The following is an 11,365-nucleotide window of genomic DNA, read 5'->3' on the forward strand; positions in this document are numbered from 1 at the left end:
ACCCAGAGGCCCAGGACGCCCCACCACAGCTGGCGCTGGTGACGCGTGGCCCAGGGCCAGAAGTCCACCAGGATGATGCGGAGGCCGTTGTAGGCGTGGTAGGCGATGGCGCCCACGAGAGCGACCTCGCCGAGACCCATGATCGGGTTCTTGTAGGTACCGATGACGGCGTCGTACGCCTCGGGGGAGACGCGGATGAGCGCCGTGTCGAGGATGTGCACGAGCAGGAAGAAGAAGATCGCCACACCGGTGATGCGGTGCAGGACCCACGACCACATTCCCTCTCGGCCGCGGTAGAGCGTCCCGCGGGGCACCCGCGAAGTCGTCTCCTTCACCGACGGCGTGGCACGTGCTGGTGCTGACACGGTCGTCCTCCCTGATCGAACACGGTGTGGGAGCCGAAACAGGGCTCCAAGCGTCACACGGGCGCCATTGAATACTACGTCCGGGCTATGAAAGCGGGGGATTAGGGCCGCCTAAGACTCTCTCGACGTCGAGATAGTTTCGGGCGGGTTTCCACTCTCCGTCGGGTGTGAGAACCGGTGGGGGCGGTGCGGATGCGCCCGGTAGGGTCGGTGCCATGGCCGAACCTGCTATCGACGACTTCTACGCCGTGATCCCCGCCGGTGGGATCGGCAGCCGCCTGTGGCCCCTGTCCCGCGCGGACGCCGCCAAGTTCCTGCACGACCTGACCGGCTCCGGTCAGACGCTGCTGCGCGACACCTGGGATCGCCTCGCCCCCCTCTCGGGATCCGATCGGATCGCCGTGGTCACCGGCCGCGCCCACCGCGCGGCCGTGGAGCGGGAGCTGCCCGGGGTGCCCGACCACAACGTGTTCCTCGAGTCCGAGCCGCGGGACTCCTCCGCCGCCATCGGCCTGGCCGCCGCGATCCTCGTCCGCCGCGAACCCGACGTCATCATCGGCTCGTTCGCCGCCGACCACGTCATCCGCCAGACGCGGCAGTTCGACTTCGCCGTGCGTCAGGCGGTCGCGGTGGCGCGAGCGGGCTACATCTGCACCATCGGCATCCAGCCCAGCGAGCCCTCGGTCGGCTTCGGCTACATCAAGCAGGCCGATGAGCTCATCGTCGACGGCGCCCCCGAGGCCTACATGGTGGAGCGCTTCGTCGAGAAGCCCGACCTCGAGACGGCCAAGGCGTACTTCACCGACCGCGCATACCTCTGGAACGCGGGCATGTTCATCACCCGCGCCGACGTGCTGCTGGCCGAGCTGGCCGTGAACGAGCCGGAGCTGCACGCGGGTCTGCTCGAGCTGGCCGACGCGTGGGACGATCGCGATCGCCGCGGCCCCGCGGTCGACCGGATCTGGCCCGGCCTGAAGAAGATCGCCATCGACTACTCCGTCGCGGAGCCCGCTGCCGAGAAGGGCCGCCTCGCGGTCATCCCGGGGCACTTCGACTGGGACGACGTGGGCGACTTCGCGAGCCTGTCCAAGCTCAACTCCTCGGGCGGCCGCAACGAACTGGCGATCCTCGGCGAGGACGCACGCGTGCTCTCCGACGCCTCCAGCGGCATCGTCGTGTCGCAGACGAAGCGCGTCATCAGCCTCATCGGCGTGCGGGACATCGTCGTGGTCGACACTCCGGACGCACTCCTGGTCACCACCAGCGAGAACGCGCAGCGGGTCAAGGGCGTCGTCGACGCGCTCAAGCTCACCGGTCGCGGCGACGTGCTCTGATACCGGATGCCGCTGCCCGCGGCATCCAGTCCCGCCGCGATCGGCTCGTGTGGCGTGCGCATGACGCGAGATTGCGTCTTTGTAACCATTGGGGCGCACGGGCCTCCGCGAGGCGCAAGCGATTCGTCACAGTGGGTAACGTGACTCCATCGTCCCCCGAACCCGTTGGGGGCCCCCGTCTTGGAGGACCATTCGTGAAGACCACGAAGAAGGCCGTCGTCAGCGGCCTCGCGATGATCGGCGCGGCCGTGCTGCTCGCCGGCTGCGGTGCCGCGCCCGAGAGCAACGGCTCGTCGGCCGCTGCCGGTGCCAGCGACTACCTGCCCTGCATGGTGTCGGACGCCGGCGGCTTCGACGACAAGTCGTTCAACCAGCTCGGCAAGGAGGGCGTCGACGAGGCGGCCTCGCAGCTCGGCTCGAAGACCCCCATCGAGGTCGAGTCGCAGTCCGAGACCGACTACGCCTCCAACCTCCAGAGCCTGGTCGACCAGGGCTGCAGCACGATCGTCACCGTCGGCTTCCTCCTCGCCCCCGCGGCGCTCGAGTCGGCCAAGGCGAACACCGATCTGCAGTACGTCTCGATCGACGACACCGTCGACAGCGACTTCGACGGCAAGACCGACGCTCCCAACATCAAGCCGATCATCTTCGACACCGCGCAGGCCGCGTACCTCGCGGGCTACCTCGCCGCGGGCGTCTCGAAGACCGGCGTCGTGGGCACCTTCGGTGGCATCAACATCCCGACCGTGACGATCTTCATGGACGGCTTCGCCCAGGGCGTCGAGAAGTACAACACCGACAACGGCACGTCCGTGCGCGTCGTCGGCTGGGACCGCACCGCCAAGGACGGCTCCTTCACCGGTGGTTTCGAGGCCAACGACACCGCGCGCCAGACCGCGCAGGCCATCATCGACCAGAACGTCGACGTGCTGCTGCCCGTCGGTGGCCCGATCTACCAGTCGGCCGCCGTCGCCATCCAGGACGCCGGTCGTGAGATCGCGCTCGTCGGTGTCGACGCCGACGTGTTCCAGACCGACCCCTCCGTGGGCGACCTGCTGCTGACCTCGATCCTCAAGGGCATCGACGTGGGCACCAAGGACGCCATCGTGGCCGCCGGTAACGGCGAGTTCGACGCGGCGCCGTTCGTCGGCACGCTCGAGAACGAGGGCGTCGGCCTCGCGCCGTACCACGACTGGTCCGACCGCGTGCCCGCCGAGTTGACCACCAAGGTCGATGCGCTCAAGGCAGACATCATCAGCGGCAAGATCACGGTCGAGTCCTACCTGGCCGGCTGAGAGATCCACTCTCCCTGGGGAGGCCGGCCCCGTGCCGGCCTCCCCTCCCTTATGGGGCTGCGCGATCGTCCGGCCCCGGACCGGACCCGCTCACGAGGGGGGTCCTCCCGCCGCACACCCCGCGTGCGGTGCCACAGAACCTAGGATCGGGAACATGAAGCTCGAACTCCGCGGGATCACGAAAACCTTCGGATCCCTGGTGGCGAACGATCACATCGACCTCACCGTCGAGGCCGGAGAGATCCACTGCCTGCTCGGCGAGAACGGTGCCGGCAAGTCCACCCTGATGAACGTCCTCTACGGACTGTACGAGCCCACAGAGGGCGAAATCCTAATCGACGACAAACCGGTCACGTTCCGCGGCCCCGGCGACGCCATGGCGGCCGGCATCGGCATGGTGCACCAGCACTTCATGCTGGTCCCCGTCTTCACCGTCGCGGAGAACGTTGCCCTGGGAGCGGAGACCACCAAGACCGGCGGATTCCTGGACCTGGATGACACCCGCCGGAAAATCCGGGAGATCTCGGACCGGTACGGTTTCGACGTCGACCCCGACGCGCTCGTGGACGACCTGCCCGTCGGCGTGCAGCAGCGCGTCGAGATCATCAAGGCGCTCTCCCGGGATGCCAAGGTGCTCGTGTTCGACGAGCCGACCGCCGTCCTGACTCCCCAGGAGACCGACGAGCTGATGGCCATCATGCGCCAGCTCCGTGATTCCGGAACCTCGATCGTCTTCATCACGCACAAGCTCCGCGAGGTGCGCGAGGTCGCGGACCGCATCACCGTCATCCGCCTCGGCAAAGTGGTCGGTGAGGCGGAGCCCACCGCCTCCAATGCCGAACTCGCGTCGCTCATGGTGGGCCGCGCGGTCGAGCTGACCGTGCACAAAGAGGCTCCGAAGCTCGGCGATGTCGCCCTGTCGGTCTCGAACCTCACCGTCGTCGACCCCGTCGGTCAGCTCGTCGTCAACGACGTCAGCTTCGAAGTGCGCCGGGGCGAGGTCCTCGCGATCGCCGGCGTGCAGGGCAACGGCCAGACCGAGCTCACCGAAGCCCTCGTCGGGCTGCAGGACCGGGCCGAAGGGTCGATCACGCTCGATGGCGTCGAGCTGAACGGCTCGTCGGTGCGCGCCGTGCTCGACGCCGGCGTCGGCTTCGTTCCCGAAGACCGCAAGGAAGACGGGCTGGTGGGGGAGTTCTCCATCGCCGAGAACCTCATGCTCGATCGCGCCGACGGTGCGCCGTTCGTGAAGGGCGGCACGCTCCAACTGTCCACCCTGGCCGACTTCGCCCGCGAAAAGGTCACCGAGTTCGACGTCCGCACGCCGTCGATCGAGACACCTGTCGGTCGTCTCTCGGGCGGCAACCAGCAGAAGGTCGTGCTCGCGCGCGAGCTGAGCCGGGACCTTCGCCTGTTCGTCGCCGCCCAGCCCACGCGCGGCGTCGACGTGGGGTCGATCGAGTTCATCCACAAGCGCGTCATCGAGACCCGCGACGCGGGGGTGCCCGTGATCGTCGTGTCCACCGAGCTCGACGAGGTCACCGCCCTCGCGGACCGCATCATGGTCATGTACCGCGGTCGTGTGGTGGGCATCGTCCCGGGCGACACCTCGCGCGACGTCCTCGGCCTGATGATGGCCGGCGAAGCGCCCCAGAACGAAGGAGTCGCCGCGTGAGCGATCCGCACAGCCCACACGACCCCACGGCGGATCGCGCCGATCGCGCCGCCGAGGTGGCGGCCGCGACCGACGCCGACGTCGCCCTGGAGGGTCCCTCGGCCGTGGACCCGGCCGCAGGTGCCCGCGTCGTCGCGCCCGCGCCCGCGCCGGAGGAGAGTCGGTGGCGCCGCGCGCTGCGCGAGATTGCCACTGGCAACGCCATCATCTCGGTGCTCGCCGTCGTGCTCGCCCTGCTGGTCGGAGCGATCATGATCGCCGCGACCGATGAGCGCGTCCAGGCCACCGCGGGGTACTTCTTCGCCCGTCCCGGCGACATGCTCGCCGCGATCTGGCAGTCGGTCTCGGGTGCGTATGCGTCGTTCTTCCAGGGCGCGATCTACAACTTCCGTCGGCCCGATTTCGCCACGGGGATCCGTCCGCTCACCGAGACGCTCACGTTCGCGACCCCGCTGATCGCGGCGGGTCTCGGCGTGGCCCTGGCCTTCCGCGTCGGCATGTTCAACATCGGTGGTCGCGGCCAGATGCTGGTCGCCGCGGCCGCCGGCGGGTACGTCGCCTTCGCCTTCGACCTGCCGTGGGGTCTGCACGCCCTCGTCGCGCTCGTCGCCGGTGTCGTGGCGGGTGCGCTGTGGGCCGGCATCGCCGGTGTCCTCAAGGCGCGCACCGGGGCGCACGAGGTGATCGTTACGATCATGCTGAACTACGTCGCGTTCTACCTCGTCTACTACATGCTGCGCACCCCCGGTCTGCTGCAGGCCCCGGGCTCGAGCAACCCCACCACGCCCGCGATGAAGGAGACGGCGGTCTTCCCCGACCTCCTCGGCTCGGGCTACAACCTGCACTTCGGGTTCCTTTTCTCGCTCGCCGCCGTCGTGCTGGTGTGGTGGATCCTGGAGCGCTCCTCCCTCGGCTTCCGGTTCCGCGCCGTCGGGCTGAACCCGAACGCGGCCCGTGTGGCGGGCATCAACGTCAAGTCGATGTACGTCTACGCCATGCTCATCTCGGGTGCCCTCATCGGCCTCGCGGGCGTCGACCAGGTGCTGGGCACGGTGACCACCGGATTCTCCAGCGGCATCGACGCGGGCATCGGGTTCGACGCCATCACGGTGGCGCTGCTGGGCCGCTCCACTCCGGTCGGCGTGCTGGTGGCCGGCATCCTGTTCGGTGCGTTCAAGGCCGGTGGCTTCGCCATGCAGGCCGCCAACGGCGTTCCGATCGACATCGTCCTGGTCGTGCAGTCGCTCATCGTGCTGTTCATCGCGGCACCGCCGCTGGTGCGCGCGATCTTCCGCCTGCCGGCCCCCGGGGCGCGCCAGCCCAAGGTGCGCGCGGCCAAGAAGAAGGAGGCGGCCCGATGAGCACCACCACCGCACACCCCGAGGCCGCATCCGCGCCCGACGCGCTGGACACCGCTGTCGTGGTCAGCTGGAAGGCCCCGATCGTCTACGGCGTCATCACGGCGCTCGCCGCCGTCCTGTTCGTCGTCGCCCGCCAGGACGGCGATGCCGTCTTCCGCATCTCGAGCCCCGGTGAGTTCATCCAGCTGCCCGAGGTCGTCCTCGGCGGTGTCGTCACGGGCATCGTCTGCACCGTGCTGCTGGCCCTCGTCACGCTCACGAGCGTCCTGATGGTCCGCGCTCACCGTCGCCCGCCGATCTGGCTGGCCGTCATCTTCGCCTTGGTCTTCATGGTCGGGTTCCTGACGTGGGCCGCCGCGGGCGCCACCACGTCGGTCATCCCGCTCACGGGCCTGCTCGCGGGAGGATTGAGCCTGTCCGTGCCGCTCATCTTCGGCGCCATGGCCGGTGTGCTGAGCGAACGTGTCGGCGTGGTCAACATCGCGATCGAGGGTCAGTTGCTGGCCGGTGCGTTCACCTCGGCGATCGTGGCCACCGCGACGGGCAACCCGTTCATCGGCCTCCTCGCTGCGGGTGTCTCGGGTGTCCTCGTCTCGTTCGTGCTCGCGGCGTTCGCGATCAAGTACTTCGTCGACCAGGTCATCGTCGGTGTCGTGTTGAACGTGCTGGTCGTGGGCTTGACGAGCTTCCTCTTCTCGCAGCTGTTGGCACCCAACGCCGCCACCCTCAACTCCCCGCCGCGCTTCCCGCGTCTGCCGATCCCCGTCCTCTCGGACATCCCGATCATCGGCCCGATGCTGTTCAACCAGACGATCATCGTGTACGTCATGTACGTCACGGTCGCGGTCGTGTACGTCGGCCTGTTCCACACCCGGTGGGGCCTCCGCCTGCGCGCCGTCGGCGAGCACCCTCAGGCCGCGGACACCGTGGGCATCAACATCGCCCGCACCCGGTTCTGGAACGTCTCGCTCGGCGGTGCGATCGCGGGTCTGGGCGGAGCGTTCTTCACCCTCGGCTCGGTCGGTGCCTTCAACAAAGAGATGACGGCCGGCGCGGGGTACATCGCCCTCGCGGCGGTCATCTTCGGCCAGTGGGACCCGATCCGCGCGACGCTCGCCGCCCTGCTGTTCGGCTTCGCGTCGAACCTGCAGAACACCCTCGGCGTCATCGGGTCTCCCGTGCCGAGCGAGTTCATGCTCATGCTCCCGTATGTCGTCACGATCTTCGCCGTCGCCGGTCTCGTCGGAAAGGTCCGCGGGCCCGCGGCCGCCGGCAAACCGTACGTCAAGGGCTGACCCGGCCCGCCTTCCCCCTTCACGAGAGGACCCCCTGCACCACGATGACCGACATCGACTGGGACGAACTGCGTTCCGCCGCCACCGAGGCGATGCATCGCGCCTACGCGCCCTACTCCCGCTTCAAGGTGGGGGCCGCGGCCCTCGTCGCCGACGGCCGCATCGTCTCGGGGTGCAACGTCGAGAACGCCTCGTACGGCGTCACCCTGTGCGCCGAGTGCGGCCTGGTGTCCGAGCTGCACATGAGCGGCGGCGGCCAGTTGGTCGCGTTCGTCTGCGTGGACGGTGAGGGGCGCACGCTCATGCCCTGCGGGCGGTGCCGGCAGCTGCTGTTCGAGCACGCGATCCCGGGCATGCTGCTCGAGACCGTCAGCGGCATCCGGACGATCGACGAAGTGCTGCCCGACGCCTTCGGACCCCGTGACCTCGAGGAGGCGGCCCGATGAGCGCCGAACAGTACGATGCCGTCGACATCATCCGTGCCCAGCGTGACGGGCGGGCGATCACCGAGGGCGAGATCCGCTGGCTCGTCGACGCCTACACGCGCGGCTACGTCATGGACGCCCAGATGGCGGCGTTCACGATGGCGGTGCTCCTCAACGGCCTCGGCCGCGACCAGATCCGGGTGCTGACGGATGCCATGATCGCCTCGGGCGAGCGCATGGACTTCTCGTCGCTCGACAAGCCCACGGTCGACAAGCACTCCACCGGTGGCGTGGGCGACAAGATCACGCTGCCGCTGGCTCCGCTCGTCGCCGCGTTCGGGGTGGCCGTTCCGCAGCTCTCGGGCCGCGGTCTCGGGCACACCGGCGGGACGCTCGACAAGCTGGAGTCCATCCCCGGCTGGCGCGCGGCGCTGTCCAACGACGAGATCCTCGCGCAGCTCGCCGACGTGGGCGCCGTGATCTGCGCGGCAGGCACGGGCCTGGCCCCCGCCGACAAGAAGCTCTACGCGCTGCGCGACGTCACCGGCACGGTCGAGGCGATCCCGCTGATCGCGTCCAGCATCATGTCGAAGAAGATCGCCGAGGGCACCGACTCCCTCGTGCTCGACGTGAAGTTCGGCTCCGGCGCCTTCATGCAGGACATCGACCGGGCCCGCGAGCTCGCCGAGACGATGGTCGCCCTCGGCACCGACTCGGGCGTGAACACCACGGCGCTCCTCACCGACATGAACACCCCGCTCGGCCGAGCGATCGGCAACGCGAACGAGGTGCGCGAGTCGGTCGAGGTGCTCGCCGGCGGCGGTCCCGCCGACGTCGTCGAGCTGACCGTCGCTCTCGCGCGCGAGATGCTGACGCTCGCCGGACGTCCGGACGCCGATGTCGAGGCGGCCTTGGCCGACGGCCGCGCGATGGACGTGTGGAAGCGCATGATCCGCGCCCAGGACGGCGATCCGGATGCCGCCCTCCCGACGCCGCGCGAGACCCACACGGTCGTCGCCGAGCGCGCGGGTGTCGTCACGCGCGTCGAGGCGCTGCCCTTCGGTATCGGGGCTTGGCGCCTGGGGGCGGGACGCGCGCGCGCCGAGGATGCCGTCGTGCACGCCGCCGGCATCGACTTGCACGTCACGGTCGGGGATTCCGTCGCGGCCGGTCAGCCGCTGTTCACCCTGTCGGCCGATGATGAGACGCGCTTCGAGCGCGCCCTCGCCGCGGTCGATGGCGCGTGGGAGATCGGCGACGCCGCTCCCGCGCGTACCCCGCTCGTGCGCGAGCGCATCACCGCGTGATGGCATCCGACCCGAGGAGCACCATGGCCACCGACGACGTCCGCATCCAGGGCAAGAAGCTGCATGACCTGCCGAAGGTGTCGCTGCACGACCACCTCGACGGGGGGATGCGGGCGCAGACGGTGCTCGAGCTGGCCGACGAGCTCGACCTCGACGTCCCGGCCGACGACGCCGAGGGTCTCGAGGACTGGTTCTCGGACCACGTCGACTCCGGATCGCTCGAGGACTACCTCGAGAAGTTCTCGCTCACCGTCGGCGTCCTGCAGACCCGCGAGGGTCTCGTTCGCGCCGCCAAGGAGTTCGTAGAGGACCTCGCCGAGGACGGCGTCGTCTACGCGGAGATGCGGTGGGCTCCCGAGCAGCACCTGACGCGTGGCCTCAGCCTCGACGACGTCGTGGACGCGGTGCAGGAGGGCATCGAAGAGGGCGAGGACGCCGCCGACGCGCGCGGCAAGGACATCCGCGTGGGGCAGTTGCTCACCGCCATGCGGCAGGGTGCGCGATCGCGCGAGATCGCCGAGCTCGCGGTGTCCTGGCGCAGCCGCGGCGTGGTCGGTTTCGACCTCGCCGGCCCCGAGGACGGATTCCCGGCCTCGGATCACCGCGCGGCCTTCGACTATCTCGCCGAGCAGTTCTTCCCCACGACGGTGCACGCCGGTGAAGGGGCGGGGCTGGCATCCATTCGTTCGGCGCTGCTCGACGGGCGGGCTCTGCGCCTCGGACACGGTGTGCGTATCGCCAACGACCTCGACGTCGTCTCGCGCGAGGGCGAAGAGGTTCTGGTCACCTTCGGCGACATGGCGCGCTGGGTGCGCGACCGCGAGATCACGCTCGAGCTTTCGCCGACGTCGAACCTGCAGAGCGGGGCGGTCACGGCCTGGGGCGACACGATGGACGCCCACCCGTTCGACCTGCTCTACCAGCTGGGCTTCTCGGTGACGGTGAACGTCGACAACCGCCTCATGAGCCGCACGACCCTGACGCGCGAGCTCGGGCTGCTGGCCCAGGCCTTCGACTACGACCTCGACGACCTCGAGGCCTTCCAGCTCAACGCCGCCGCGGGAGCCTTCCTGCCGGTCGAGGAGCGCGAGGAGCTCATCGAGATCATCGCGGAGGGCTTCGCCCGCTGACCCGTGCAGTCGGGGCGCACGCCGGTATCGGTGTGTGCCCCCTACGGTGTCTCGCTGTGTGGACGCGCCGCACGGGCGAGCGAAACTCCTGACATTCGCGCGCCCGAAGTCCGCCCGGCATCGTTCCGGGCCGTCACCGCCCCATTTCTCAGGACTTTCGCCCGCTCTCACACCTGAGCCGGGGCGGACCCGCGCGTCCGACCGACGACCGCTCGTTCCGCGGCGGCGCCGCAGGTGGGCGTGCGAAACTCCTGAGATTCGGCCCTCGCGGCGGCAGAGACGGGCATATCGGGTCGTGCGGGGCGAAAACTCAGGAGTTCGGCCCGGGGGCGCGGTGCGTCAGGACGCGCTGGAGTGCGGCGCGGATGCGGTCGGGACGGTACAGGATGTCCTCGGCGAGCAGGCGAAGCGTCACGTAGCCCCGCTCCAGAGCCGCCATGTCGCGTCGCCGGTCGTTCTTGTGCACGTGCCAGGTGCCGTGGAACTGCGCGCTGTCGCACTCGACGATGAGCCAACCGTCGACCAGCAGATCGACGCGCCCGACGCCGTCGATGCGTACCTGCACGTCGACCCGGCAACCGAGGTGTCGCAGGAGGAGCCGGACGAGTGTTTCGGTCCCCGCCTCGGCACGCGGGTCGAGCAGTCCCCGCAGGACCTGGAAGCGACGGGGCACGCGCGCGAAGACCTCGCCGATCCCGGCCTCGTCGACGAGGCCGAGGTGCCAGGCGCTGTCGAGCGTCGCGACGGCCGATCGCGGAGGTTGGCACTGCACTGCCTGCGCGAGGGCTTCCACGACATGGACCACGGATCGGTCTCTCGGCGCGGCGGTCCGTCGCCAGTGATATCGGACACCGTGCGGTGCCGGAGGGCGCCGGCTGGCCAGTGGGTCTTGCTGGACGTGGAGGTCGACGCGGTGATGAACGAAGACTCCGTGGACGATCAGGAGGCTGACGCAGTCGAGTCGCCCACCCAGACGTGTCGCCGCGACGATCTCGTCGCGCGTGCCGGCGGCGACGTACCTGCCCTGTCGGACGCGCAGGAGGGTGCCGTCGGCAACGGCGCGGCTGAGAGAACGGCGCGACCACCCCGCCGCGTGGAGGTCGCTTGTCGCCCACACCACGTCATGGTTCTCGTTGGGCCGGAGATCTACGGATGCCACCGGCCCACCCTGACCGTTC

Annotated in this window: 10 protein-coding genes; 8 read left to right on the top strand and 2 right to left on the bottom strand. The window is 69.4% G+C overall.

Annotated features, from left to right (window positions below; genetic code table 11):
• On the bottom strand, positions 1–365 hold a 365-nt coding region (gene sdhC / locus LQV45_RS10170; protein ID WP_230006907.1), incomplete at its 3' end, for a succinate dehydrogenase, cytochrome b556 subunit.
• Between the two features lie 215 nt (positions 366–580).
• Between sdhC and LQV45_RS10175 the strand changes: the two genes are divergently transcribed.
• The 8 genes from LQV45_RS10175 to LQV45_RS10210 all read left to right on the top strand — a co-directional run bounded on the left by LQV45_RS10175 (position 581) and on the right by LQV45_RS10210 (position 10,187).
• Positions 581–1,699, top strand: coding sequence for a mannose-1-phosphate guanylyltransferase (locus LQV45_RS10175; protein ID WP_230006908.1), 1,119 nt, complete (start codon positions 581–583; stop codon positions 1,697–1,699).
• 194 nt (positions 1,700–1,893) lie between these two features.
• Complete coding sequence (locus tag LQV45_RS10180) at positions 1,894–2,994, top strand: BMP family protein (RefSeq protein ID WP_230006909.1); 1,101 nt, start codon at positions 1,894–1,896, stop codon at positions 2,992–2,994.
• A 154-nt stretch (positions 2,995–3,148) separates the two neighbouring features.
• Positions 3,149–4,669, top strand: coding sequence for an ABC transporter ATP-binding protein (locus tag LQV45_RS10185; RefSeq protein ID WP_230006910.1), 1,521 nt, complete (start codon positions 3,149–3,151; stop codon positions 4,667–4,669).
• Complete coding sequence (locus LQV45_RS10190; RefSeq protein ID WP_374208178.1) at positions 4,666–6,030, top strand: ABC transporter permease; 1,365 nt, start codon at positions 4,666–4,668, stop codon at positions 6,028–6,030. Before LQV45_RS10185 ends, LQV45_RS10190 begins: the two co-directional genes overlap by 4 nt.
• A complete protein-coding gene (locus LQV45_RS10195) occupies positions 6,027–7,325 on the top strand; it encodes an ABC transporter permease (RefSeq protein ID WP_230006911.1) in 1,299 nt (432 codons plus the stop codon). Before LQV45_RS10190 ends, LQV45_RS10195 begins: the two co-directional genes overlap by 4 nt.
• Positions 7,326–7,369: 44 nt before the next feature.
• Positions 7,370–7,771 (top strand): cytidine deaminase, encoded by a 402-nt coding sequence (locus LQV45_RS10200; protein ID WP_058595516.1) that lies wholly within the window; start codon positions 7,370–7,372, stop codon positions 7,769–7,771.
• Entirely contained in the window at positions 7,768–9,057 is a 1,290-nt protein-coding gene (locus LQV45_RS10205) for a thymidine phosphorylase (RefSeq protein ID WP_230006912.1), read from the top strand. The genes LQV45_RS10200 and LQV45_RS10205 overlap by 4 nt, the downstream gene beginning before the upstream one ends.
• Before the next feature lie 23 nt (positions 9,058–9,080).
• Entirely contained in the window at positions 9,081–10,187 is a 1,107-nt protein-coding gene (locus LQV45_RS10210) for an adenosine deaminase (RefSeq protein ID WP_230006913.1), read from the top strand.
• Between the two features lie 310 nt (positions 10,188–10,497).
• Here LQV45_RS10210 and LQV45_RS10215 read toward each other — a convergent pair whose 3' ends face one another.
• The gene (locus tag LQV45_RS10215) at positions 10,498–11,346 is read right to left on the bottom strand and encodes a type IV toxin-antitoxin system AbiEi family antitoxin domain-containing protein (protein ID WP_230006915.1); all 849 of its coding nucleotides are present in this window, start codon (positions 11,344–11,346) and stop codon (positions 10,498–10,500) included.
• Positions 11,347–11,365 lie beyond the last annotated feature (19 nt).

It is taken from the genome of Microbacterium sp. Bi128 (assembly GCF_918698205.1).

Excerpts from the sequence above, each read along its gene's own strand:
- LQV45_RS10175 (WP_230006908.1), top strand. The coding sequence starts at position 581 with ATGGCCGAACCTGCTATCGACGACTTCTACGCCGTGATCCCCGCCGGT.
- LQV45_RS10185 (WP_230006910.1), top strand. The coding sequence starts at position 3,149 with ATGAAGCTCGAACTCCGCGGGATCACGAAAACCTTCGGATCCCTGGTG.
- LQV45_RS10195 (WP_230006911.1), top strand. The coding sequence starts at position 6,027 with ATGAGCACCACCACCGCACACCCCGAGGCCGCATCCGCGCCCGACGCG.
- LQV45_RS10200 (WP_058595516.1), top strand. The coding sequence starts at position 7,370 with ATGACCGACATCGACTGGGACGAACTGCGTTCCGCCGCCACCGAGGCG.
- LQV45_RS10205 (WP_230006912.1), top strand. The coding sequence starts at position 7,768 with ATGAGCGCCGAACAGTACGATGCCGTCGACATCATCCGTGCCCAGCGT.
- LQV45_RS10210 (WP_230006913.1), top strand. The coding sequence starts at position 9,081 with ATGGCCACCGACGACGTCCGCATCCAGGGCAAGAAGCTGCATGACCTG.